Annotated in this window: 21 protein-coding genes; 10 read left to right on the plus strand and 11 right to left on the minus strand. The window is 70.0% G+C overall.

Annotated features, from left to right (window positions below):
- The 6 genes from MVA01S_RS18330 to MVA01S_RS18355 all read left to right on the plus strand — a co-directional run.
- Positions 1 to 907 (plus strand): ABC transporter permease (locus MVA01S_RS18330; RefSeq protein WP_060941660.1); only part of this gene is annotated, 907 nt, incomplete at its 5' end.
- 1 nt (position 908) lies between these two features.
- Positions 909 to 1,784, plus strand: coding sequence for an ABC transporter permease (locus MVA01S_RS18335; RefSeq protein WP_003929690.1), 876 nt, complete (start codon positions 909 to 911; stop codon positions 1,782 to 1,784).
- Positions 1,781 to 3,442, plus strand: coding sequence for a dipeptide ABC transporter ATP-binding protein (locus MVA01S_RS18340; protein WP_003929689.1), 1,662 nt, complete (start codon positions 1,781 to 1,783; stop codon positions 3,440 to 3,442). Before MVA01S_RS18335 ends, MVA01S_RS18340 begins: the two co-directional genes overlap by 4 nt.
- Before the next feature lie 161 nt (positions 3,443 to 3,603).
- Complete coding sequence (locus MVA01S_RS18345) at positions 3,604 to 5,277, plus strand: ABC transporter substrate-binding protein (protein ID WP_081528999.1); 1,674 nt, start codon at positions 3,604 to 3,606, stop codon at positions 5,275 to 5,277.
- Positions 5,261 to 6,220: an LLM class flavin-dependent oxidoreductase gene (locus MVA01S_RS18350; protein WP_003929687.1), complete on the plus strand. Its 960-nt coding sequence runs from the start codon at positions 5,261 to 5,263 to the stop codon at positions 6,218 to 6,220. Before MVA01S_RS18345 ends, MVA01S_RS18350 begins: the two co-directional genes overlap by 17 nt.
- Positions 6,217 to 7,581: an aminotransferase class I/II-fold pyridoxal phosphate-dependent enzyme gene (locus tag MVA01S_RS18355; RefSeq protein WP_003929686.1), complete on the plus strand. Its 1,365-nt coding sequence runs from the start codon at positions 6,217 to 6,219 to the stop codon at positions 7,579 to 7,581. The genes MVA01S_RS18350 and MVA01S_RS18355 overlap by 4 nt, the downstream gene beginning before the upstream one ends.
- 5 nt (positions 7,582 to 7,586) lie before the next feature.
- On the opposite strand, the gene MVA01S_RS18360 is transcribed toward MVA01S_RS18355, so the two are convergent.
- Positions 7,587 to 8,348, minus strand: coding sequence for an SDR family NAD(P)-dependent oxidoreductase (locus tag MVA01S_RS18360; RefSeq protein WP_003929685.1), 762 nt, complete (start codon positions 8,346 to 8,348; stop codon positions 7,587 to 7,589).
- Between the two features lie 9 nt (positions 8,349 to 8,357).
- Positions 8,358 to 9,371 (minus strand): acetamidase/formamidase family protein, encoded by a 1,014-nt coding sequence (locus tag MVA01S_RS18365; RefSeq protein WP_003929684.1) that lies wholly within the window; start codon positions 9,369 to 9,371, stop codon positions 8,358 to 8,360.
- Between the two features lie 87 nt (positions 9,372 to 9,458).
- Here MVA01S_RS18365 and MVA01S_RS18370 point away from each other — a divergent pair, with 87 nt between their 5' ends.
- Together MVA01S_RS18370 and MVA01S_RS18375 are read left to right on the plus strand one after the other, a co-directional pair.
- On the plus strand, positions 9,459 to 9,875 hold the full coding sequence (locus tag MVA01S_RS18370) for a pyridoxamine 5'-phosphate oxidase family protein (RefSeq protein ID WP_003929683.1): 417 nt from the start codon (positions 9,459 to 9,461) through the stop codon (positions 9,873 to 9,875).
- 33 nt (positions 9,876 to 9,908) lie between these two features.
- A complete protein-coding gene (locus tag MVA01S_RS18375; RefSeq protein WP_040540726.1) occupies positions 9,909 to 10,754 on the plus strand; it encodes a DUF4344 domain-containing metallopeptidase in 846 nt (281 codons plus the stop codon).
- A gap of 6 nt (positions 10,755 to 10,760) precedes the next feature.
- Here the strand turns inward: MVA01S_RS18375 and MVA01S_RS18380 are convergent, their stop codons facing one another.
- From MVA01S_RS18380 to MVA01S_RS18390, 3 genes are all read right to left on the minus strand, one after another.
- Positions 10,761 to 11,762 carry an esterase family protein gene (locus tag MVA01S_RS18380; protein ID WP_040540725.1) on the minus strand — a complete coding sequence of 334 codons (1,002 nt, stop codon included), beginning with the start codon at positions 11,760 to 11,762 and terminating at the stop codon, positions 10,761 to 10,763.
- 112 nt (positions 11,763 to 11,874) lie between these two features.
- Positions 11,875 to 12,576, minus strand: coding sequence for a phytanoyl-CoA dioxygenase family protein (locus tag MVA01S_RS18385; protein ID WP_003929680.1), 702 nt, complete (start codon positions 12,574 to 12,576; stop codon positions 11,875 to 11,877).
- Positions 12,577 to 12,691: 115 nt separating this feature from the next.
- The gene (locus MVA01S_RS18390; RefSeq protein WP_086006033.1) at positions 12,692 to 15,160 is read right to left on the minus strand and encodes a glycogen/starch/alpha-glucan phosphorylase; all 2,469 of its coding nucleotides are present in this window, start codon (positions 15,158 to 15,160) and stop codon (positions 12,692 to 12,694) included.
- Positions 15,161 to 15,384: 224 nt separating this feature from the next.
- Between MVA01S_RS18390 and MVA01S_RS18395 the strand changes: the two genes are divergently transcribed.
- Positions 15,385 to 17,298, plus strand: coding sequence for a sensor domain-containing diguanylate cyclase (locus tag MVA01S_RS18395; protein ID WP_003929678.1), 1,914 nt, complete (start codon positions 15,385 to 15,387; stop codon positions 17,296 to 17,298).
- Here MVA01S_RS18395 and MVA01S_RS18400 read toward each other — a convergent pair.
- The 5 genes from MVA01S_RS18400 to MVA01S_RS18420 form a co-directional block, all read right to left on the minus strand.
- A complete protein-coding gene (locus tag MVA01S_RS18400; RefSeq protein ID WP_003929677.1) occupies positions 17,227 to 18,249 on the minus strand; it encodes an NAD(P)/FAD-dependent oxidoreductase in 1,023 nt (340 codons plus the stop codon). The two genes, MVA01S_RS18395 and MVA01S_RS18400, sit on opposite strands and share 72 nt — an antisense overlap.
- Positions 18,246 to 18,764 (minus strand): isoprenylcysteine carboxyl methyltransferase family protein, encoded by a 519-nt coding sequence (locus MVA01S_RS18405; protein WP_003929676.1) that lies wholly within the window; start codon positions 18,762 to 18,764, stop codon positions 18,246 to 18,248. The genes MVA01S_RS18400 and MVA01S_RS18405 overlap by 4 nt, the downstream gene beginning before the upstream one ends.
- Before the next feature lie 4 nt (positions 18,765 to 18,768).
- A complete protein-coding gene (locus MVA01S_RS18410; RefSeq protein ID WP_003929675.1) occupies positions 18,769 to 19,842 on the minus strand; it encodes a type III polyketide synthase in 1,074 nt (357 codons plus the stop codon).
- Positions 19,839 to 22,103, minus strand: a complete 2,265-nt coding sequence (locus tag MVA01S_RS18415; protein ID WP_040540778.1) for an MMPL family transporter — start codon at positions 22,101 to 22,103, stop codon at positions 19,839 to 19,841. Before MVA01S_RS18415 ends, MVA01S_RS18410 begins: the two co-directional genes overlap by 4 nt.
- A gap of 151 nt (positions 22,104 to 22,254) precedes the next feature.
- Entirely contained in the window at positions 22,255 to 22,986 is a 732-nt protein-coding gene (locus MVA01S_RS18420; RefSeq protein ID WP_003929673.1) for a M15 family metallopeptidase, read from the minus strand.
- 160 nt (positions 22,987 to 23,146) lie between these two features.
- On the opposite strand from MVA01S_RS18420, the gene MVA01S_RS18425 reads away from it, so the two are divergent.
- Positions 23,147 to 23,368: a hypothetical protein gene (locus MVA01S_RS18425; protein ID WP_040540777.1), complete on the plus strand. Its 222-nt coding sequence runs from the start codon at positions 23,147 to 23,149 to the stop codon at positions 23,366 to 23,368.
- An 8-nt stretch (positions 23,369 to 23,376) separates the two neighbouring features.
- Here the strand turns inward: MVA01S_RS18425 and MVA01S_RS18430 are convergent.
- The coding region (locus tag MVA01S_RS18430; RefSeq protein WP_303621348.1) for an acyl-CoA dehydrogenase family protein at positions 23,377 to 23,665 on the minus strand (289 nt) is incomplete at its 5' end.

Genomic DNA, 23,665 nt, shown 5'->3' on the forward strand with positions numbered 1-23,665 from the left:
CGCGGAGAAGCTGTTCGCGGCGGTGGTGGTGCTGTGGCTGGCGGCGACGACGGCGTTCGTCGCGGTGCACCTGTCACCGGGTGATCCGGTCACGCTACTGATGGGCGAGTTCGACACCCCGGAGTTGCGGGCCACCATCGAAGCGCAGTGGGGCCTGGACAAGTCGCTGTTGGTGCAGTACTTCGACTTCCTGACCCGACTGGTGCAGGGCGACTTCGGCATGTCCTACGTCCAGCGGGCCCCGGTCGCCGACATCCTGTTCAGCCACCGGCTGGTCGCCAGCGCCCAGCTCACCGGCGCCGCCACGCTGATCGCCATCGTCGTGGCCCTGGTCCTGTCGGTGACCACGGCAGGCCGCAAGGGTATCGGGACGCGCATCACCTACCTCGGCGAGCTCACCTTCGCGTCCATCCCGACCTTCTGGCTCGGCATCGTGTTCATCACCGTGCTGTCGTTCCAGCTGGGTCTGCTGCCGGTGGTCGGCGGGTCGAAGCTGGAGAACCTCATCCTGCCCAGCCTGACTCTGGGGCTGCCGCTCGCCGCGGTGCTGTCCCAGGTGCTGCGCGAGGGGATCGAGAAATCCCTCGAACAGCCCTACGCCGTCACGGCTTTGGCGCGCGGCATCTCCCCGTGGCAGCTCAAGATCCGGCACGGGCTGCGGCACGCGCTGATCCCGGCGGCCACGCTGGCCGGCTGGTCGGTCGGCGGCATGCTCACCGGCACCGTGATCGTCGAGCAGGTGTTCGGCAGGCCCGGCATCGGGCAGGCCACCGTGGTCGCGGTGACCCGGCAGGACGTGCCGGTGGTGCTGGGCATCACGCTGCTGGCCGTCGCGCTGTACGTCGCGGTCAACACCATCGTCGACATCGTCTACCTGTGGATCGATCCCCGGCTGCGGGTGCGTTGAGATGGCGTCTATCCACCACAGAACCACTTCCGCGTTCCCCGGACGCTCCCTGTCCTCCGGCCTGACCGGCTTCCGGCACACGGGGCTGCTGATCGCGGTGTCGATTCTGGCGTTGCTGGTGCTCGCCGTGGTGTTCCCCGGGCTGTTCACCGGGCGCGACCCGCTGGCCAGCAACATGTCGAACGCGTTGGCCGCGCCCAGTTTCGAGCACATCTTCGGTACCGACCACCTGGGTCGCGACGTGTGGTCACGGGTCGTGCACGGCGCCCGGTACTCGATCCTGATCGGGGTGGCCTCCACCGCGCTGGCCGTGGTGATCGGCGTGCTGCTCGGCCTGATCGCCGGAGTCTCGCACCGCCGCGTCGACGAAGCGATCTCGCGGGTGTTCGACGCCGTCGGCGCATTCCCCGACCTGCTGTTCGCACTGATGCTGATCACGCTGATCGGCCCCGGCACCGGAAACGTCATCGCGGCCATCGCGATCGCGTCGGCGCCGCGCTACGGCCGCGTGGTGCGCGCCGAGACGCTGCGGGTCCGCGAATCGGATTACGTCGCGCAGTCGCGGCTCGCCATCGCCTCCGCGGCGCGGCGCACTGTCCGGCACGTGCTGCCCAACGCGCTGGGCACAGTGCCGGTGCTGGCCACCCTCGGGATCGGGACCGCGATCATCGGCGCGGCCGGGCTGAGCTTCCTCGGGTTCGGCCCGACTCCGCCGCTGCCGGAATGGGGTTCGATGCTGTCGGACGCGCGGCAGGACCTGCGCATCGCCTGGTGGGTCGGGTTCTTCCCGGGCCTGTTCATCACCATCACCGTCGTCAGCGTGTCGATCGCCGGACGCAACCTGCAGCGCCGCTTCGAGCGGAGGGGGCAGTCATGACTATCGCCGCGTCCGCGGAAACCAGCGTGGCCACCCCGCCGCAGGGCCGCACCGGAGACGTCCTCGTCGACGTCGCCGGGCTCACCGTGTCGTTCGACAGTGTGCGCGCCGCCGACGGCACCGCGCTGCCGGTGGTGTCCGATGTCGACTTCACTCTGCGCCGTGGCCGCGTGCTCGCGATCGTCGGCGAGTCCGGCTCCGGCAAGTCGGTGACCGCGCGCACCCTGGTCGGGCTGGCCGGTGCGGGAAGCCGTATCGAGGCCACCGCGCTCGACATCCACGGCGTCGACGCCCGGGGATACCGCGACAAGGACTGGCGCACGGTGCGCGGCGCGCAGATCGGCTTCGTACTGCAGGACGCACTGACCTCACTGGACCCGCTGCGCACCGTGCAGGCCGAAGTGGCCGAGGCGCTGCGGGTGCCCCGCCGCGAACGTGTCGCCGCCGTCGAGGAACTGCTCGACTCGGTCGGCATCCCGGACCCGCCGTACCGGCGCAAGAACTACCCACACCAGTTGTCCGGAGGGCTGCGGCAGCGCGCGCTGATCGCGTCCGCGCTGGCCGGGCACCCCGACGTGCTGATCGCCGACGAACCGACCACCGCGCTCGACGTCACCGTGCAGGCCCGCATCCTGGGGTTGCTGCGCACCCTGGCCGACGACGGCCGCGCAGTGCTGCTGATCAGCCACGACCTGGCCGTGGTGTCCCAGGTCGCCGACGACGTGATCGTGATGCACAACGGCCGCGTCGTCGAACGCGGTCCGGTCGCCGACGTGATCGGGAATCCGCAGCACGACTACACCCGCCGACTGGTCGCCGCCGTCCCCGGCCGCGACACCCGGGGCCGCCGGCTCAGCGACCCGGAAGCGCCTGCACCGCAACCTGTCCCTGTAGGTCCGCAGATCGTCGCCGACATCGCCGGCGTGGGCAAGTACTACCGGCAGGGCCGCAGGCAGCAGTTCACCGCCGCCGAGGACGTGACGTTCGCGATCCGCCGCGCCGAGATCGTCGGCCTGGTCGGCGAATCCGGCTCCGGCAAGTCCACCGTCGCGCGCATCGTCACCGGGCTGCTGGCCCCCGACGCCGGGCACGTCGAGATCGACGGGCGCCGCTGGACCGGCCGCCGCGGCCACGAGGGACCGCGCCTGGGCGCGGTGCAACTCGTCGCACAGGACTCCGTCGGCTCGTTCGACCCGCGCTACACGGTGCGCGAGATCATCGCCGAGACCGTCGCTCTCGGGCACCACGGCCGGGCGGAACGCGACGCCCGGATCCGCGAGCTTCTCGATCTGGTGCACCTGCCCGCCGGTGTCATCGACCGGCATCCCCGCTCGCTGTCCGGTGGTCAGCGCCAGCGGGTGTCGATCGCGCGGGCCCTCGGGTCCGACCCCGACCTGCTGGTCTGCGACGAGGCGGTGTCCGCGCTGGATGTGTCCATCCAGGCGCAGATCCTCGACCTGCTGCTGGAGATCCGTGCCGCACGAAACACCGCGCTGCTGTTCATCTCCCACGACATCGGTGTGGTGCACCACGTCGCCGACCGGGTGTTGGTGATGCACCGCGGCCGCGTCGTCGAGGAGGGCACCGCCGACGAGGTGTTCGACACCCCGCGTGACCCGTACACGCAGGCCCTGCTCAAGGCGGTGCCGGCACTGTGAGCGAGCGAACGATTGGGCCCCTGTGAGCTGTCTGCACTCCTGTTCCTGTTGCGCCTGAGCGCATCGCGGGCCTTCGAAACCCCTTGCCCACCCTGCGCCCAACCCCTTCGACCACCCGGCGGCACACGGTGTGCTGCCCACTTGAGAAATGGAACCTGGACATGTCCCGTTGGAGAAACCCCGTGAACCCGGTGTTGCGGTGGGTCGTACTCGCCGTGGCCGCGCTATTGGCGCTGACCGCGTGCGGCAGTGAGACGAGCAGCGGTGGCGGAAACGGTGAGCCGGTGCACGGCGGCACCCTGACCGTCGCGCAGGCCGACTACCCCGAAGAAGGACTGAACCCGCACGTACGCGGCTGCTGCGTCGAGGTGCAGGTGCTGCGCAACGCCTTTGACAGCCTGGTCGCGATCGACTACGACGAGTCGATCCACCCGTGGCTGGCCGAGAACTGGGACCGCTCGCCCGATGGGCTGGCCTACACGTTCACGCTGCGCAAGGACGTGAAGTTCCACGACGGTGAGCCGTTCAACGCCGCGGCGGTGAAGGCGAACTTCGACAAGATCATCACCGACAAGGAGTACGCGCCGTCCACGGCGAAGAGCACGTTCCAGAATCTGGTGGCCACCGAGGTCGTCGACGAGTACACCGTGCGCACCGTGCTGTCGGAGCCGACCGCCAACTGGCTGAACACGCTGGCGTCGATCCAGGGCGCGCAGATCTCGCCGAAGTCGCTGGAGAACCCGGACGCCGCCGCCGGCGGTGTCGGCATCGCGGGCACCGGGCCGTTCGTCCTGTCCGAGGTGGTCGAGGGCGCCGAGCTGCGGTTCACCCGCAACGAGGACTACAAGTGGCCGTCGGCGCTGGCCAAGCACGAGGGCCCGGCCTACCTCGACGAAATCGCGGTCAAGATCGTCCCTGAGCCGAATGTGCGCGCGGGTCTGCTGAGTTCGCGTGAGGTCGACGCGATCGCGCAGGTCGCGCCCGCCGATATCGACCAGTTCGACGGCGTCGAGGGTTTCCAGTTCGAGTGGAAGCCGTCCAATGTGTCGCCGTACTCGCTGTACTTCAACGTCACCGGCGACAACACCAAGGACGTCCGCGTCCGGCGTGCGCTGCGCGAAGCGGTCGACCTGAACCCGATCATCGACACGGTGCTGCAGGGCAGCTCGGACCGCGCGTGGAGCATCGTCGGACCGCAGAGCCCGTTCTACGACGCCAAGTACGAGAACGCCTACGGCGGCAACGTCGACGAGGCCAACAAGCTGCTCGACGAGGCCGGTTGGACCGGCCGCGACAGCGACGGCTACCGCACCAACGCGGCGGGGCAGCGCCTCACCGTCCGGCTGATCGCGACCGAGCCGAAGCCGCCGCTGTCGACCGTGCTGGAGGCCTACCAGGCGGAGGCGCGCATCAACGCCGGCATCGATGTCGACCTGCAGTTCCGCGACGAGGGCACCGTGGACGTGGTCCGCGAGACCAACGCCTACGAGGCGTTCCCCCGCGCGGTCGGCGGCGTCGACATCGGCGTGGTGCTGGAGAAGATTTACGAGACCGGCGGCGCGATCAACGGCCCGAAGCTGGAGGACCCGCAGGTCGACGGCTGGCTCGCCGACGGGCGCACCGCGCTCGAGCAGGACGACCGCAAGGCCGCCTACGACAAGATCGCCCAGTACGCGCTGATCGACCAGGTCACCACGCTGCCGCTCTACACCGAGCGCTACAACGCGGCCGCGACCAGCCGGGTCCACGAGATCGAGCGGTGGCTCGACGCGCCGCGCGGCATGGTCAGCTTCTCGGCCTACGACACCTGGTTGGGCGATGACGCGAATTCCTGAGTTCGGGATCTTCTTCCGCCTCAACGACACCGCGGCTGATCCCGTCCGGCAGTATCACGACGGGCTCGATCTGATCGAGCACGCGGAGAAGCTGGGTCTGTCGACGGCATGGATCACCTCCCACCACTTCCGCTCGGACAAGGGCACCATCGCGTCGCCGCTGGTGTTCCTGGCCGCGGCGAGCCAGCGCACGAGCACCATCAAGCTCGGCGCCGGCGTCGTCGTGATCACGCTGGAGAATCCGATCCGGGTGGCCGAGGATGCGGTGATCGCCGACGCGCTCTCCGGTGGCCGGCTGCAGCTGGGTCTGGGTTCGGGGCTGGAGGACTGGGCGTTCGGACCGTTCGGCGTCGACTGGGACGGCCGGCTACGGGTGTACGCCGACAAGGTCGCGCGGCTGCGGAAGATCCTCGACGGCGACGACCTCGGCGGCGGTCGCCGGCTGTATCCGCCGGCCGGGTCGCTGCGGCAGCGGCTGTGGCGGGTGGCCAGCGATCCGGAGCACGCCCGGGAGATCGGCCGGGTCGGCGACAACCTGCTGTTGCGTTCGTCGAAAGCCCTGACCTTCGAGGGCAACCTGCGCAGGCACAGTGCGGCGATCGACGCATTCCGGTCGAATGCCACTGCCGTACAACGGATCGCGGCGTCGCGCACGGTTATCGTCGCCGAGACCGTGGCGGAGGCCCGGAAGCTCGCGGGCCAGGCCGCGATCGACCTGCATGTCAAGCAGGGCAACGGCGAGCCGTGGTACGGCGATCCGGAACTGGTGGCCGACCGGTTGCGCAACGACCCCGAACTCGATCACGTCGACGAGGTGCTGCTGCAGGTGGCTCCGGCGAAGCTGACGCTGGCGCAATGGAAGGCGAGCCTGGACCTGACCGTGACGGAGGTGCTGGACCCGGTGCGCAGGGAGAGGCGGTCGTACGCCGGGATCCTGCGATGACGACCCTGCGCCCGGGTGCCGAACACGTCGACGCGGCCTGGCTGGCGCAGCGCCTGCCTGCCACGTCGTCGAAAGACCTGGGGCACGGACTGGCCCGGCTGATCGACGGCGGCGAGCTGCCACCGGGAGCGCATCTGCCCACGATCCGCGACTTCGCCCGCGCCGCCGGTGTCAGTCCGGGCACCGTGATGACGGCCTGGAGCCGGGTCCGGGACTCCGGGCGGCTGCACACCCGCCGCCGTGGCGGCACCGTCGTCGCCGACCTGCACCGCCCGGCCCCGGCCGCGCACCCAACCGTCGGCTGGTCGCACATCGAGATGGCGCTGGTGGCACCAGATCCCGCACTGCAACCCGACCTCGGCCCGGCACTCGCCGAGGGGCTCCGCGGCACCCCCGACCTCCACAACCCCGAACGGGCCTACATCAGCGACCGGCTTCGGCGCAGCGTCGAGGGCAGCTGGCCGTTCGACGCGCAGGCGTGGAACTGTGTCGGCGGCGGCAGCGAGGCGGTGGTGCTGGCGACCGCGGCCGCCGCGTCGGGCGGGCCGATCGGCGTCGAGGAACCCGTCAGCCCCGGCTATCTCGACGTGTTGCGCCAGCTCGGCATCGAGGCGATCGGGGTGCGGGCCGACGAGCACGGCCCGACCGTGGCGTCGGTCCGGTCGGCGGTGCGCGCCGGTGCCACGGCGCTGGTGCTGCAGCCCAGCGGCGCGTACGCCGTCGCCGGGGCGCTGAGCACGGGACGGGCCGCCGAGCTCGCCGCCGCCGTCGGCCCGCACACCTGGGTGGTCGAGGACGACAGCGCGGGCCCGCTGGCGGCGACCGAGCCGGCGTCGCTGGGTGTGCATCTGCCCGACCGGGTGCTGCGGATCCGTAGCTACTGCAAGGCGTTCGGGATCGATCTGCGCTCCGCGGTGCTGGGTGGCAGCGCCGAGCTGATCGAACGCACGGTGCGGCTGCGCAGCTTCGGGATGGCCTCCAACAGCCGGGTGCTGCAGAACGCGCTGGCGCATCTGATCGTCGACCCCGACACCGAACTCGCGATGACGCGGGCCCGCAGCCGCTACCGGCTGCGGCGGCATGGGGCGTTGGCCGCGTTCACCGCGGCCGGCCTGCACGCGTCGGCGAGCCCCGACGGCTTCGTCGTGTGGGTCCGGGTGCCCGACGAGACGTCGGCATTGATCAACCTCGCCCGACAGGGGATCGTCGCGGCGGCGGGCGCCAAGTCGTTCGTCACCACCGGCGAACCGCTGCTGCGGTTCTCGGTGCTACAGCTGCCGGAGGACCGTGAGCGGGTGGACGACCTCGCCGCGGCGGTGCGGGCAGCGGTCAACTCCGCCGACCGCGAGTACTTCGACTAGTCAGATCACAGCTGCACGCCGCGGGTGAGTGCGCCGTCGACGAGCAGGTTGGTTCCGGTGATGAAACCGGCCGCCTGGCTGGACAGGAACACCACCGCGTTGGCCACCTCCTGCGGGGTGGCCATCCGTCCGGTCGGGTTCAGCGCCAGTGCCGCGGCGAACAGTTCCGGATCGTTCTCCTCGATCGACGGCCAGACGCCACCGGGAAAATAGGTGTTGCCGGGGCTGACGGTGTTGGCGCGCACGCCTTTTCCGGCCAGTTGATAAGCCAGGCCCTGGGTGTAGTGGATGATCGCGGCCTTCATCGTGCCGTACGGGCCCGCGGCGAAATCGATCTCGCGGCCCGACACGCTGGAGATCGTTACGATCGACGCGGCGTCGGACTCCAGCAGATACGGAAGCGCCGCGTCGACCAGACCCACCGTGCCCATCAGGTCGACCTCGAACGAGGCGCGCCAGTTCTGCGGTGACTCCGGGATCGCGAGCGCGCTGACGTTGGCCACCACGCCGTCGAGCCCGGAGAACCGGTCCGCGGTCGCGTTCACCCACGCCTCGACGGCCGCGCCGTCGGCGACGTCGATCGCGGCGCCCACCGCGGTCGCGCCGTCCGCGGTCAGCTCGGCCTGCGCGTCGGCCACCGCGTCGGCGGTGCGCGCGCAGAAGGCGACCGAGGCGCCTTCGGCGAGCAGGCCCTCGACCACTGCGCGGCCGATGCCGCGGGTGCCGCCCGTGACGACGAAACGCTTACCTGAGAGTCCGAGATCCATGCAGTCCTCCTAGTAGTTGACGGTGCCCAATGACCTTGCTGCCGAACGCAGTTCGGTGTGGATACCGCCGTATGCGGATGCTGCCGGCAGCAACCGCTTGTCGATCTTGGTGACTGAGCTGTAGTTGGTGTCGACGACGTTGGCGATCGGCGCGAGCGAGATCTGGGTGAGCAGCTGGTAGGCGTCCAGGCGGTCCAGGCCGTAGAGCTCGCCCAGCCAGGTGATCATCTCCACCTGTCCGGCCCGCCACGCCTCCTCCAGCGGCCGGCCCGACCCGACACACATCAGATGGGTGTCGGTCTCCAGCCGCGGCCACGCCGGCCCGCCGCCCTTGACCAGGTCGACGATCGCGGTGACGTGCATGGCGCCCTCCACCGCGGTCCCGCACGACTCGCCCTCACCCTGGCGGTAGTGCCCGTCGCCGAGCGAGAACAACGCACCGGGGACGTTGACCCGCAGAAAGCACGTCGCACCCGTCGTCATCTCGGGGGTGTCCATGTTGCCGCCGAATGCGTCGGGCACCAGCGACGTGCGCACCTCACGGCGCGCCGGCGCCACCCCGACCGTGCCCAGCATGGGGTTCGACGGCAGCGCCACGCTGAAGTCGCTGCCCTTGGCGTCGAACGCCAATGTCTTTGCCGCCGAGTCGTATTCGTATATCCAGGTACGCTCGGGCAGCGGCTCCTGCAGCGTCGGGTTGACCGGGATGCTGGTCAGGCCGCCGAAGAACGGGATCAGAGTGGACGCGCCCCAGGTGCGCGCCGGGGTCAGGTCGACCAGGTGCACCGCCAGCGTGTCGCCGGGTTCGGCGCCCTCGATCCAGAACGGGCCGGTCTGCGGGTTGAGGTCCTCGGTGCCCAGTGCCGTCGACGCGACGTCGTCGGCGCTGGTGATGCGGCCGCCGTAGGCGTCCTCGGTCCACAACGTCAGCACCGTGCCCGGGCGGATCCGTCGCACCGGTTCCGCGCCGCCGAAGGTGAAGCTGAACTGATCGGCGGTCGGGACGAAGGTGACGTGGTCCATGCCGACCATCCTGGCCCGGCGACGGCCCGGCCGCCATACGATCGACGACATGGGCGACCAGAGGGCCCGAAAGAGTGGGGATCAGACATGGCGAAGATGACCGAGGACGAGCGTGAGCAGTACCTCGCCGGCGTGCACATCGGGGTGATCGCGGTCGAGCGGCCGAGCCGCGCCCCGCTGTCGGTGCCCATCTGGTACGACTACCGGCCCGGCGGTGAAGTGCTCCTGTGGACGGACGCGGACACGGTCAAACACAAGCTGATTCGGGATGCGGGCCGATTCGCCATCACCGTCCAGGACGAGCAGCCGCCCTACAAGTACGTCACCGCCGAGGGCGACGTGACCGGCATCGGTCCCGCTCAGGACGCCGAGGTGCGGGCGCTCGCGGTGCGCTACCTCGGGGAGCAGGCCGGGGGACAGTTCGCCGACGAGAACCTGACGCCGACCTCGATCGTCATCCGGATGCGTCCGCAACACTGGCTGAGCACGGATTACTCGAAGTAGGTCCCGCACGGACGTTCGATCTGAGAACGTCTCATCGTGCATTCGCAAGCAGTTTCCGTCGTGGTCGCCGCGCTGCTCGTGGCAGGGTGCGGCGGAGCCCAGCAGTCGGCCCCCTCCGATCAACCGTCGGCGAAGGTGTCCGCCGACTCCGGGGAGCGCGCCGAGGCCGGCGGCAACGGCCGGATGATCGTCACCTACGAAGACGCGGGCACCCCCGAGGCCGAGAACGGTCGCGCGCTGTTGCAGGACAACACGGTGCTCGAAGACCTCGCCGACGACATCAACCTGTCGCTGGCGTTGCCCCACGACGTCGCGCTGATCGGCGCCCAGTGCGATGAGGCCAATGCGTATTGGGATCGCGACGCCTCCAGCATCACGATCTGCTACGAGAACGCCGACCTGGCCGAGTACGTCTTCGCCGAGGCCGGCGACCCGGATCCGATAGCGTCAGCGGTCAATTCGGAGTATGCGACGTTCTACCACGAGGTCGGTCACATGGTGATCAGCCTGTACAACCTGCCGGTCACCGGCCGCGAAGAGGACGTGGCCGACCAGCTCGCCGCCTACGTCCTGCTCGCCGAGGGGGAGGACGGCACCATCGATCCCGTGTCGGTGCAGGCCGTCAAGGACTACGCCCGCACGTTCGGTGCGGCCGGCGACGCGCGCACCGAACTCGGCAACGACGACTTCGCCGATGTCCACTCGCTGGATGAGACCCGCAATATCAACCTGCAGTGCTGGATCTACGGCGCCGACCCGGAGTCCAATGCCGACCTGGTCGGCGCCGAGCTTCCCCAGCAGCGGGCCGACGGCTGCTCCGACGAATGGACGCAGCTGCAGAACGCCTGGGCGACGCTGCTGGAGCCGCACTTCAAGTAGCCGCGGTCAGCCCGCCGGTGCCGGTGGTGGCGGCGCGGGCGCCGGAGGCGGCGGGGGTGGGGGCGGCGGTGCGAGCAGTCGCACGATGTCGGCCTTCATTGCCTGCAACTGAGCACCCCAGTACCCCCAGCTGTGGGTGCCGTTCGGCGGGAAGTTGAACACCGCGTTGCGCCCGCCGGCGGCGAGGTACTTGTCGCGGAACTCCTTGTTGGTGCTCAGCGTGATGGTCTCGAGGGAGCCGGCACTGACACTCCTGCCGAAGTCACCGCCGGAGTCCAGGTCGGACGTCACCCCGTTGCCGCAGTAGATCCACAGCGCGGTGCGGTTGGCGACGAGCCGGTTGATGTTCAGCATCGGGTCCGCCCGCAGCCAGGCCGGCGAGCCGGGCTTGCCCCACATGTCGAACGAGTCGAAGCCGCCGGCGTCCTGCATCGCGATGTCGATCAGCGGCGGCCACAGCTTCTGTGACGGCGCCAGATACCCCGACAGCGACGCGGCGAACTTGTACTGGCGGGGATGCCAGGCCGCCATCGTCAACGCCGCACTGCCCGACATCGACAGCCCGACAACCGCATTGCCGAACGGATCCTGGCCCCGGTGGGCGGCCAGCCACGTCGGCATCTCGTTGGTCAGGAAGGTCTCCCATTTGTAGGTGAGCGTGCCGGCGTGGTTCTTGGCGGGCCGGTACCAGTCGGCGTAGAAGCTGGACTGCCCGCCGACCGGCATGATCACCGACACCCCGGACTCGTGGAACCACTCGAACGCCGCGGTGTTGATGTCCCAGCCGTTGAAGTCGTCCTGGGCGCGCAGGCCGTCGAGCAGCAGCACCGAATGGGGCCCGCCGCCCTGGAATTCGACGCGGATGGTCCGTCCCATCGACGGAGACGGGATGTCGAGTTGTTCGATCGGCAGTCCGGGCCGGGAGAACGCCTGGGCCGCCGGCGGGTTGCTCACCGTCAGCAAGCCGGCGGCAAGCAGCAGCGCGACGGCGAGGCGCGCGAAGAACATCACGCGCGCGAAGTTAACAGCGCTCGGTGGACGGGAGACACGGGCGCGCAGGGGAGGTGACCGCCTTGTTATCGACTCATGACCCCGCCGAGATTGCACCCAGCGTGCGCTTTCAGCCCGAGGGGGCGCGTGGAATGCGGTTTCGGCGGGTGAGCAGCACGGGGGACTGGGCCATGAATCGCGGTGTGGTGCCCCGGTGTTCGTCGGCGGCGTGCACGGTCAGGGCGTGCAGCAGGTACATGTCGCCGGGGTGTCCGGTCGCATGCCGGACGGGGCGGTGCGCACTGGCCGCGTCGACGAGCGCGCCGGCGGTCGCCGCGTCCAGGTTCTGGTCGCCGAGTGCGGCGGCGGCGTCGCGGTGGGAGCCCACCCGGATGCGCGTCGGTGCGTCGTCGGCCGTCACCTCCGACAGCAGCGTCAACACCAGCAGGGTCTGGGGGCGGCCGGTGACCACCCATGTCCCGTCGGGAAGCTCGGTGTTCAGGTCGACGTGCCAACCGCGGTCGTCGGCGGGCGGCGTCACCGGGAATCGGACGGGGATGTTGCCCAGCGCGCCGCGCGGCACCCAGCCACCGGCCCCGCAGAGTTCGTCGAGCGCCTCCGTCAGCACCGCGCTGCGCGCGATCTGCCCGAGGGGGCCTTCCCCGGTCAGATCCGCCGTCCACAGCACCGGTCGAGTCCATGTCGACGGGTCGTCCGGGGACGCCGCCAGCCCGCGCCACAGCAGCGCGCGGGCCGCGTCGGCGAGTTCCCTCGGCGCGGCGCCGTCGAGCTTGACGAACCCGTCGGCGGCGAACGCAGCGGCATCGACCATGCGGTCACAGTGGCACAGCCCCCGGATTGCGCGCCAAGGGTTTTCCCCCGCCGAGATTGCATTCAGCGCGCGAATTTCCGGACTTGACGCGCGTGGAATGCGGTTTCGGCGGAGGTCAGTCCAGGCCGACCGACATCGGGCCGACACCCCAGATCTCGTCGCAGTACTGCCGGATCGCGCGGTCGGAGGAGAACTTGCCGCTGCGCGCGGTGTTGCGGATCGACATCCGCGACCACGCGTCCCGGTCCAGCCACACCCGGCTGACCTCGTCCTGGCAATCCACGTAGGCGCGGTAGTCGGCCAGCACCAGGAACGGGTCGTGGTGCAGCAGGTTGTCCACGATCGGGCGCAGCACCTCGGTGTCGCCCTGGGTGAACTCACCGCGGGCGATCAGCTCCAGCACCGCCGCCAACTCCGGATCGGACTCCACATGGGCCATCGGGTGGTAGCCGTCGGCCTTGACCCTCTCGACCTGGCTCTCCGTCAGCCCGAACAGGAAGAAGTTCTCCGACCCTGCCTCCTGCCGGATCTCGACGTTGGCGCCGTCGAGCGTCCCGATCGTCAGCGCGCCGTTGATCATGAACTTCATGTTCCCGGTGCCCGAGGCCTCCTTGCCCGCCGTCGAGATCTGCTCGCTCAGGTTGGCCGCCGGATACACCAGATGCGCGGTCTTGACGTTGAAGTTCGGCAGGAACACCACCTTCAGGAACCGGTTCACCTGCGGGTCGGCGTTGACCGTGTCGCCGACGGCGGTGATCAGCTTGATGATCCGCTTGGCCATGAAATAGCCGGGCGCGGCCTTGCCGCCGAAGATGAACACCCGCGGCGGGATCGCCAGCCCGGGGTTGGCCTTGAGCCGGTGGTACAGCGCGATGATGTGCAACACCATCAGGTGCTGGCGCTTGTACTCGTGGATCCGCTTGACCTGCACGTCGAACATCCAGGACGGATCGAGCTCGATGCCGGTGATCGAGTGCACATGCTCGGCCAGCCGGGACTTGTTGGCGCGCTTGACCTCCCGCCAACGGGCCCGGAACGCCGGGTCGTCGACGAACGACTCGAGGCCGCGCAGGCGGCCCAGGTCGGTCAGCCAGCCGGGCCCGATGGTGTCGTCGAGCAGCGCGCGCAGCCCCGGGTTGGACAGCGCCAGGAACCGTCGCGGCGTCACCCCGTTGGTGACGTTGCCGAAGCGCTCCGGCCACATCTCGTAGAAGTCCTTGAGGACGCTGGCCTTGAGCAGCTCCGAATGCAGCGCCGCGACCCCGTTGACGGCGTGGCTGCCGACGGTGGCCAGGTGCGCCATCCGCACGCTTTTTCCGCCGTCCTCGCCGATCAACGACATCCGGCGCACCCGCTCCTCGTCGCCGGGGAAACGGGCCCGCACCTCGTCGAGGAAACGTTCGTTGATCTGGTAGATCAGCTCCAGATGGCGGGGCAGCGCCTCGCCGAAGATGTGCAGCGGCCAGGTCTCCAGCGCCTCGGGCAACAGCGTGTGGTTGGTGTAGCCGAACGTGCGCACCGTCAGGTCCCAGGCTTCGTCCCAGCCGAGCTGATGCTCGTCGATGAGCAGCCGCATCAGCTCCGCCACCGCGATCGACGGGTGGGTGTCGTTGAGCTGGATGGCCCACTTGTCGGGCAGCGTGTGCAGCGGCAGGTGCGCCCGCTGCAGATGGATGTTCAGGATGTCCTGCAGCGAGCACGTGACGAAGAAGTACTGCTGCAGCAACCGCAGCCGCTTGCCGGCCTCCGGTTCGTCGTTGGGGTAGAGCACCTTGGACACGGTCTCGGAGATGACCTCCTCGTCGACCGCCTTGTAGAAGTCGCCGGTGTTGAACGCCTCCAGCGCGAAAGACTCGACCGCCCGCGCGCTCCACAGCGTCAGCGTGTTGCAGGTGTTGACGCCGTAGCCCTGCACCGGGGTGTCGTGGGAGACGCCCTTGAGCACCCGCTGGGGCACCCAGCGCACCCGCAGCCGGCCCGTGACGTCCTCATAGGTCTCGGTGTGCCCGCCCCAGTTGACGATGTAGCTGGCGTCCGGTTTGTCGATCTCCCACGGATTGCCGTGCACCAGCCAGTTGTCGGTCTTCTCGACCTGCCAGCCGTCGACGATCTCCTGGGTGAAGATGCCGAACTCGTAGCGGATGCCGTAGCCGATCGACGGGCGCTCGAGGGTGGCCAGCGAGTCCAGGTAGCACGCGGCCAGCCGGCCCAGGCCGCCGTTGCCCAGCCCCGGCTCGCCCTCGCAGGCCAGGATCACGTCGAGGTCCTGGCCGAGGTCGGCCAGCGCTTCGCGGGCCGCGTCCTCGATGCCGAGGTTGAGCAGGTTGTTGCCCAGCTGCGGGCCCATCAGGAACTCCGCCGACAGATAGCAGGTGACCTTCGCCGACAGGTCCAGCCAGTTCTGTGTGGTGCTCATCCAGCGCTTCTGCATCCGGTCCCGCACGGCCAGCGACAGCGCCTGGTAGTAGTGCTCGGGGGTCAGCACGGCGGCGGGCCGGGCGATCGAGTACATCAGGTGGTCTTTGACCGCGGCGCGCAGCGCGTCGGCGGTCAGGCCGGAGCGGGTCTGCCCGGTCGGCCCCATCGGGGCGCCGTTGATCTCCGCGGACGTGTCCGGGACGGGATTCACGACATCAGTCACTAGCTCTCCTGGGGTCGCAGACTCGGGGGTGCGGACCCGTCATTGTGTCGCGTGCGCATTTCCTATCCGGGTCCGGGATGTGAACGACACGTTCGCCCCCGTTTTCGGCAAAGGATTGCCGAGACATTATTGACGGGGTTGACTGTTTGAATGTCGAAGGGCTTGCAGTGCCGCTGACGGGCGGGACAACCCGCCTGCAGCACTGGGGTGCGCGCCTGCGCGCGGCCGACCTGCTGCCCCCTTTTTGGAGTCTGGTCGGCTGGACCGCCGCCGTGGTTCTGGCGTCCTCTCTGGTCCGCTGGCTGGCCTCGGTGGACGGCCGGACCTTCACGGTGGTGTGGCTGGCCGCCGCCCCGCAGCTGGTCGCGCTGCTGCTGGCGCACCGCAGGCACTGGCCCGCCTACCTGCTGACGTTCGCGTTCTTCCAGTACGTGCCGGCCTGGGTCCTGCTGGACCGGCAGCCGGAGCTGGCCGCGCTGTCCACGCTGAGCACCGTGGTGTTCGCCGCGGCGATGCTGCACTCCGACCAGGACTGGATCCACGGCCGCACCGACTCGCTGCGCAGCTGGCGCCGGTTCGTGCTCTACGCGGTGATCGTCGCGCCTGCGTTCGCCGGCACCATCGGGGCATTCAGTGTGCTGGTGCACCAGCAGGGACGCACCGACCCGAAGTCGCTGTGCATCGTCGCGCTGATCTGGTACCTCGCCGAGGCGGTCGGCATCGCATTCCTGGCGCCGGTGCTGCTGCGGTGGCAGCGGTACTGGCGCAGGCACACCTTCCGCCAGGTCTTCATGACGGGCGGCTTCACGCTGCTGATGGTGGCGCTGGGCACGGTCGCCGCCTACGAGGCGAACTTCGTGCTGATGTTCCTGACCGCGGTGCCCGCGCTGCTGGTGCTGATCGAGTTCGGGATCGCGGCGGCGTTCTGGCAGATGGCCGTCGGCGCGGTGATCCTGCTGAGCACCACGTTCGCCGGGATGGGGCCGTTCGCCGTCACGGCCGCCGACCCGACCGAGGCGATGATCCACACCCAGGTGTTCCTGCTCACCGGATACGCGATGGTGGTGCTGGTGGCCGCGGCGCTGGAGGAACGCAACCGGCTGACCGCGCTGGATCACGCCAGCCACGAGGTCTACGACATGGTCGCCGACCTCACCGGCGACCTGGTCATCGTCGTCGACCCCCGCGGTGACGTGCTGCACCACGCGTTCACCGGACACAGCAATCTCAACCTGCCTGCCGGGCGCATCAGCCGGCACCGGTGGCAGAACGAGGTGCACCCCGACGACCTGCACCTCCTCGCCGAACACTGGCTGTCCCCGGGCACCGGCGCGTCGCAGCCGTTCCGGATCAAGGCCCGCGACGGATCGTGGTGCTGGTTCGTGATGCATACACGGCGCGCCAGCAAAGGGCTTTCTGCGGCCGTGCTGCGCGACGTCACCCTGGAGCGCGAGGCCCAGGAGTCGCTGACCGACATGGCGAACTCCGACCCGCTGACCGGGCTGGCCAACCGGCGCGGCCTGACCCGGCGGGCCCGCGAGATCTGGCTGCACGCGCTGGAATTCGACGAACCGCTGACCGCACTGTTCATCGACGTCGACCACTTCAAGGCCTACAACGACCACTTCGGGCATCAGGCCGGTGACGTGTGCCTGCGCGAGGTCGGCGAGGTGCTCGCCCATCTCGCCGATCCCAGGACCTGCGTGGCGACCCGCTACGGCGGCGAGGAGTTCGCGGTGGTGCTGGCCGGGTGCGACGATCCGTACACGTTCGCGACCGGCCTGGCCGCGGCGATCCGCGCGCTGGCGATCACCCACCCGGGCTCACCGTCGGGGGTGGTCACCGTCAGCATCGGGGTCGCGACGGTCGCGCCGCGCGACGAGGTCCGCTTCGGCGGGGCCGACGCCGACGCCGCGGTCAGCGAGTTGCTCGACCGCGCAGACAAGGCGCTCTACGCGGCGAAATCACAGGGCCGCAACGCGATCTCGGTGGCCCACGACGACGCGCTGCTAGTCGGCGAGCATGTTCACCACACCGGTGAACACCCGCGGAAGACCGCCGGCGGCGGGCACGATGAGTGAGCGCATCGGTGAGGTCCCGGCCCGCAGCACCCCGGCGGTGAGCAGCCGGTAGCGGCGGGTGGCGTGCCGCCACTGATGTTCGTAGCCGGCGGGCCGGTCGGCGAGCACGCTGTCCACCAGTAACCGGGCCGCGGCGAACGCCAACCCCAGACCTTCGCCGGTGAGCGCATCGACGTAGCCGGCCGCGTCGCCGACCAGCAGCACCCGGCCCGCGACCCGGTTGCGCACCCGCTGACGCAGCGGTCCGGCAGCCCGGTCGGGCTCGTGCGGCAGACCCTCGAGGCGTTCCCGCAGCGCCGGAAACGCCTCAAGGTGACTCTCGAAACCGCCCTGCCGGGACGTCAGAATCGCGATCCCCACGCAGTCGTCGGCCACCGGCGTCACATACGCCTCCCCGGTCCCGGGGTCACGCGACCAGTACACCTCGACGCGGTCGCTCCACGGCGCGACGGTGACATGACGCTTGAGGCCCCAGCGCCGGTCCCGTCCCGCAGGCTGACCCAGGCCGAGCGCGGCACGGATCGGGGAGTGCAGACCGTCGGCGGCCGCCAGGTAGCGGGCCCGGATCCCGTTCACGGTGACGGAGTCCGCATCCTGACTCAGCGCGCCGACCTTGTCGTGCACCAGGGTCACCCCGGCGTCGGCCGCGGCCTGCAACAGCGCGGCGTGCAGCGCGGTGCGGCGCACCCCGAGCCCGGCGCCGGACCCGAAACGTGCGGTGACACAGCGGCGGTGGTCGAAGTAGGTGACCCCGTGAAACGGCTTGCCCGCGGGCGTCGCGCCGAGCCGCCCCAGGTGGCGCACCGCGTGCGGCATCAGGCCCTCGCCGCAGGCCTTGTCGATCGGGCCGGCGCGCTTCTCGACCACCACGGTGTCCAGACCCGAGCGCGCGGCGTGGATCGCGGTGGCCAGGCCTGCCGGCCCGCCACCGGCGACGAGCAGGTCGATCATGCCGACTGCGATCGCGCGAGGGACTGTAAGGCCTTGTCCTCCACAGTGATCCGGGACCGCAGCAGGGCCGCGTTGAGCGCGGTGAACACCAGCGTGGTGATCCAGGCGCTGTGCACCAGCGGCAGCGCGATGCCCTCGACGACCACCGCCACGTAGTTGGGGTGGGTCAGGAAGCGGTACGGCCCGCCGGTGACGCGCCCGGCGCCCGGCACCACCACAACCCGGGTGTTCCACTGATGGCCGAGCGTGGTGATGCACCACCAGCGCAGCCCCTGGGCAGCCAGCACGAGCGCGAACATCGACCAGCCCAGGACCGGGACGAACTCCCGGTGCGCGGCCTCGAACAGGCAGGCCGCCAGCAGCCCGGTGTGCAGCGCCACCATCAGCGGATAATGGGACGCGCCGAACTCGACCCCGCCGCGTTCCCGGCTCCACTGCAGGTTTCGTTGTGAGACAACCAGTTCCGCGACGCGTTCGAAGGCGACGGCGGCGATCAGCACGGTGTAGGCGAGCATGTCGTCAGTTCCACCGCAGCAGCACGAGCTCGGCGCAGAAGCCCGGCCCCATCGCCATCAGCAGCCCGGTGCTGCCCGCGGGCGGCTCCTTGGCCCTGGTGTCGCGCAGCACGTGCAGCACCGACGACGAGGACAGGTTGCCGACCTCGGCCAGCGACCGCCAGGACAGCTCCAGTGCGCCGACCGGCAGGTGCAGCGTGTCGGTGACGGCCTCCATGACCTTCGGGCCGCCGGGGTGCGACACCCACGCGGCGATGTCGTCGACGGTCAGGTCGTGGTCGCCGAGGAAGTCGGCGACGTCGCCCTCGAGGTAATCCTCGATCAGCGCGGGCAGGTCCGGCGACAGGATCAGTTCGAAACCCGAACTGCCGACCCGCCAGCCCATCGTGTCCAGCGAGTCGGGGTACATGCGGCTGCGTGAGTCGAGCACCTCGGGTCCGGCGGCACCGATCTCCCGGGCCCGGTCGGCGCCGGCGGCGATGACCGCGGCGGCCCCGTCGCCGAACAGTGCGCTGCCGACCAGGCCGGCCATGGTCGGCCCGATCGCCGGGTAGGTCAACGAGCACAGCTCCACCGAGACCAGCGCGGCGATGTGGTCAGGTGCGCCGCGCAGGTAGTCGTGCATGCGCGCGATGCCCGCCGCCCCGGCCACACAGCCCAGCCCGAACAGCGGCACCCGCCGCACGTCGGCGCGCAGGCCCAGTTGTTCGGCGATGCGGGCATCCAGCGACGGCACGGCCACCCCGGTGACCGTGGTCGTCATGATCATGTCGAGATCGGTGGGCTGGAGCCCGGACTCGTCGAGCGCGGCGGTCAGTGCCGCACACCCGAGGGTGAGGGCGTGCTCCAGGTACAGGTCGTTGGCCTCGCCGAAGTCGGCCAGCTCCGGGTAGCGCTCCAGCGGGAGCACGAAGTGGCGGGTGTCGACCTTGGCGTGCTCGTGCAGTGCGCGCACCACCTTCTCCGACTGGGCGAACGCCGGGAGCCCGACGAACTGGTCGGTGATCTCGGCCTGGGAGTAGCGGTGGGGCGGCAGCGCGCCCTGCACAGCGGCGATGACGCTGGTCTGGCTGTTCATGAGGTGATCCGTTCAGGGTGGGGGACTTCGGGTTCGGGAAGGGGTGCCTCGGCGAAGCCGAGACGTGCGTGCACGCGGGTGAGCCACCGAGGCGCCCACCAGTTGCGTCCGCCCATCAGGCGCATGAACGCCGGGACGAGCACCATCCGCACCAGGGTGGCGTCGACCAGGACGGCCAGGGTCAGCCCCAGCCCGAACATCCGCATGAACGACACGCTGGCGGCGATCAGCGCGGCGAACGAGATGGACATGATCAGTGCGGCCGCGGTGATGGTGCGTCCGGTGTGGGCGATGCCCAGTGCCACGGACTCATCGGAATCGCCTGTTCTGAGCCAGAACTCGCGGATGCGCGCGACGAGGAAGACCTCGTAGTCCATCGACAGCCCGAACGCGATGCAGAACAGCAGCACCGGCATGTTCGCCACCAGCGTGCCCGTCGGGGTGGTGCCCAGGCCGGACAGGTGCCCGTCCTGGAAGATCCACACCAGCGCGCCGAATGCGGCGGAGAGCGAGAGAGTGTTCAGCACAAGGGCTTTGAGGGGCACGACCACGCTGCCGGTGAGCAGGAACAGCAGGACGAACATGATGACCGCGATCAGCCCGAGGACCACCGGCAGTGTGGAGATGATCGCCGCCACACTGTCGCGGTTGATCTGCGCGGTGCCGGTCATCTGCACCTCGCGCCCGTCCGGGCCGGCCACCGCGTGCAGCCGGTCCAGCTGGGCCTCGGAGGCGTCGGAGAACAGCGGCGCGTCGCTGGCCACGGTCAGGAAGATGCTGCCGTCGCGTTCGCCGGCCGGTGCCGACGGCGGACCGGCCCTGGTCCCGTCGACGAACGTGCCGGTCGGCGCGGAGACCGCGGGCACGTCGGGCACCCGCGACAGCTCGGCGGCGTAGGCCGACAGGTCGGCCGCGCTCAGCCCCGCGCTGTCGGGCAGCACCACCGTCACCGCCGTGTCCACGTTGCCTGCGGTGCCGGCGAACTCGCTCCGCAACTGGTCGCCGACCTGATGGGCGGACGCGGACGGCGGCAGCACCCGCTCGTCGGGGAACCCCCACCGGACCCCGAGGAACGGCGTGCCGAGCGCCAGCAGCAGCGCGACGACCGCCAGCCCCAGCGGCAGTGCGCGGCGCATCACCGCCTTCGCGCAGCGGTACCAGAAGCGCTGCTCGACGGGCACCGGTGGCGGGTCGGGCCGGTGAAGCAGCCGTCGCGCCAGCTTGCGGACGTCCAGCGCGTCGACCCGGTCTCCGAGCAGCATCAGCGCCGCCGGCGTCACAACGACGGCCGCTGTCGCGGCGAACGCGACGGTGGCGACCCCGGCGTAGGCGAACGACTTCAGGAAGTGCATCGGGAACAGCACCATCACCGCCATCGACAACGCGACCGTCGTCGCCGAGAACAGCACGGTGCGCCCGGCGGCGGTGACGGTGCGCCGGATCGCTTCGGGGCGCTCGGCGCCGGTGGCGAGCTCGTCGCGGTAGCGCGACAGGATCAGCAGGGTGTAGTCGATCGCCAGCGCCAGGCCCAGCGCGGTGGCCAGGTTCAGCGCGAAGATCGACACGTCGGTGGCGAACGTGACCAGTCGCAGCACGGCCAGTGCGCCGATGATCGCCATGCCGCCGATGGCCACGGGCAGCGCGGCGGCCAGTAGCCCGCCGAACACCCAGACCAGTACCAGGAAGCTCAGCGGGATCGCCAGCGACTCCATGACCAGCAGGTCACGCTGGGAGTGCTCGGTGATCTGGAGGTTGACCATCGCGGCGCCGCCGGTGGTGACGGAGATGTCGTCGGGGCCGTCCCGGTCGCGGGTGAGGTCCTTCGACAACTGCGCGGCGTAGGTCTGCTGTTCGGTCTCGTCGCCGTTGAGGCCCGCGACCACCAGCCCGGCGGTCCGGTCCCGGCTGACCAGGTCGGCAGCGGCCGCCGGCGGGGACGTCCACGGCGAGGACACATCGGTCACGTGGGGATCGGTGTCGAGCCGCCGCACGACGTCCAGCCCGGCGGCGCGGACCTGTGGGCTGTCCACCCCGGCCGGAGAGGACACCACGATGAGCATCTGGACGTCGCCCTGACCGAACTTGTCGGTGAGAAGTGCTGAGGCGTGGGCAGATTGGGATCCGGGATCGGAGAAGCCACTCGGCGACAGGCTTTTGGCGACCGGCAGTCCGAAGACCGCCAGGACGGCGGTCAGCAACGCCGCGGCGAGCAGCACGCGTCGCGGTGCGGCGAGCGCCAGAGAGGCGATTCTGGGAAGCAGCTGAGTCTCCAACCACGAGGGGTGCCTCGACCTATGAACTGACCTACGGCGACCTATGAACTGACCTACGGCGACCTACGAACTGACCTACGACACGTAATACGCGCGGCGAGGGTTCACGTATTGCATAGGCCGGTCCGCGGCCGGAGGGTCAGCCGATTTCGAAGTGCTGGTAGTCGAGCGGGGTGCGCCAGTGCCCGCCCCAGCGCCATCCCCGGTCGGTGAACGCGCGCACGGCCGGGTCGCCGTCGTGCAGCATCCCGGGGTCGGTGCGGACACGGTCCACCCACGGTCCGGCGTTGGCGGGCTGGAACTCGCCGCGCCGGTCGATGTACGGGTTGAGCCGCGGGTTCACGTCGACGGCGCGGCCGTAGGCGTGCAGCGACCAGCTGCCGGTACCGGGGATGTCGCGGCAGTTGAAGGCCGAGGTGTTGTTGTCGCGCATCGACAGTTCGTCGTCGGCGCCGGGATAGCGGTCGGCGGTGTCCATCTTCTCGATCGGGTACCGCTGCCGGTGCAGCTCGGCGAAGACCTCGATGACCTCGTCGGTCAGATCGCGGTGCACGACGAGCCGGCCGCGGTGAGTCTGACCGTCGAAACCCCAGTAGTCCAGCTCGATTCGGCGCAACGCGTCGGGCTCCAGTGGGCAGCCCGGCCGCCACGTCGCCCCCAGGTCGGCGGCGGTGACCGCGTGCACCTCGGCCGGGCGTAGCCGGGGCGCTGCCGGGGTGACGGTGCGGACGGTCTCCGCAGGCAGCGGCGCGGCAGCCGGGGGACGCGGGGAAGAAGTCTGCGGCGACGGGGTGGGGGCGTCGTCCGCCGGCGCGCACTGCACCAGTACCGCTGTCGCGACCGCCAGCGCGGCCAGCCCTGCACACCTCACCGCGGACCAACGTACCGCAGCCGCGCCTGCCGTTAGTGGCGCTAATCAGTTCTGTTAGTTGAGCTTTGGAATTGACGGGCAGGTCACAAGATCGGCGTCATTGCTGTGACATGCGTCATCGGTGGGCTATATTGTGTGCGTCATCACAGAAGGGGCGGACATGGTCGGTATCGGCGAGGGCGCAATGGTCCCGCAGGCTGTCGAGTCGCACCGCGTTGCGCATGCGTCCGGTTCGGTCAACTGGGCGCTCGTGCTGCTCATGGTGCTGCTGTTGATCGCGGCGACCGCGGGCGTGGTGGTCGCGCTGTTCAGCGGCATGCCGACGATCGCGCTGGTGATCGCACTGGTGACCGGCGCGGTGTTCGCCGGCGTCGCCTGCTGAGGGGCGCCTCAGAGCTGCCCGTGTCGGGGCGGCCTCACCCCTGACAGGGTGTACCTGCCGATGTGCTGAAGCTTCCACCGGGTCGGATCGTGCAGCGTGTGCGTCCGTGCGTCGCGCCAGTACCGCGACAGGTTCCCGGCCGCCGACGCGCTCCTGGTGCCGCCGAGTTCGAACAACACGTCGGCCGCCGTCAGGGCCGCGCGGGCCGCAGCCACCTTCGCGACCGCCACCGCGATCGACGCGGTGGCGGCCGTCTCGTCGGTGAGGTCGGCGGCCGCGGCGTCCACCTGCCGGGCC

The sequence above is a fragment of the Mycolicibacterium vaccae NBRC 14118 = CIP 105934 genome (assembly GCF_001552715.1).
Lineage (GTDB): Bacteria > Actinomycetota > Actinomycetes > Mycobacteriales > Mycobacteriaceae > Mycobacterium > Mycobacterium vaccae.

Excerpts from the sequence above, each read along its gene's own strand:
- MVA01S_RS18340 (WP_003929689.1), top strand. The coding sequence starts at position 1,781 with ATGACTATCGCCGCGTCCGCGGAAACCAGCGTGGCCACCCCGCCGCAG.
- MVA01S_RS18360 (WP_003929685.1), bottom strand. The coding sequence starts at position 8,348 with ATGGATCTCGGACTCTCAGGTAAGCGTTTCGTCGTCACGGGCGGCACC.
- MVA01S_RS18385 (WP_003929680.1), bottom strand. The coding sequence starts at position 12,576 with ATGGTCGATGCCGCTGCGTTCGCCGCCGACGGGTTCGTCAAGCTCGAC.
- MVA01S_RS18335 (WP_003929690.1), top strand. The coding sequence starts at position 909 with ATGGCGTCTATCCACCACAGAACCACTTCCGCGTTCCCCGGACGCTCC.
- MVA01S_RS18345 (WP_081528999.1), top strand. The coding sequence starts at position 3,604 with ATGTCCCGTTGGAGAAACCCCGTGAACCCGGTGTTGCGGTGGGTCGTA.
- MVA01S_RS18350 (WP_003929687.1), top strand. The coding sequence starts at position 5,261 with ATGACGCGAATTCCTGAGTTCGGGATCTTCTTCCGCCTCAACGACACC.
- MVA01S_RS18400 (WP_003929677.1), bottom strand. The coding sequence starts at position 18,249 with ATGATCGACCTGCTCGTCGCCGGTGGCGGGCCGGCAGGCCTGGCCACC.
- MVA01S_RS18355 (WP_003929686.1), top strand. The coding sequence starts at position 6,217 with ATGACGACCCTGCGCCCGGGTGCCGAACACGTCGACGCGGCCTGGCTG.
- MVA01S_RS18425 (WP_040540777.1), top strand. The coding sequence starts at position 23,147 with ATGGTCGGTATCGGCGAGGGCGCAATGGTCCCGCAGGCTGTCGAGTCG.
- MVA01S_RS18390 (WP_086006033.1), bottom strand. The coding sequence starts at position 15,160 with ATGGGGCCGACCGGGCAGACCCGCTCCGGCCTGACCGCCGACGCGCTG.
- MVA01S_RS18380 (WP_040540725.1), bottom strand. The coding sequence starts at position 11,762 with ATGTTCTTCGCGCGCCTCGCCGTCGCGCTGCTGCTTGCCGCCGGCTTG.
- MVA01S_RS18365 (WP_003929684.1), bottom strand. The coding sequence starts at position 9,371 with ATGGACCACGTCACCTTCGTCCCGACCGCCGATCAGTTCAGCTTCACC.
- MVA01S_RS18410 (WP_003929675.1), bottom strand. The coding sequence starts at position 19,842 with ATGAACAGCCAGACCAGCGTCATCGCCGCTGTGCAGGGCGCGCTGCCG.
- MVA01S_RS18370 (WP_003929683.1), top strand. The coding sequence starts at position 9,459 with ATGGCGAAGATGACCGAGGACGAGCGTGAGCAGTACCTCGCCGGCGTG.
- MVA01S_RS18405 (WP_003929676.1), bottom strand. The coding sequence starts at position 18,764 with ATGCTCGCCTACACCGTGCTGATCGCCGCCGTCGCCTTCGAACGCGTC.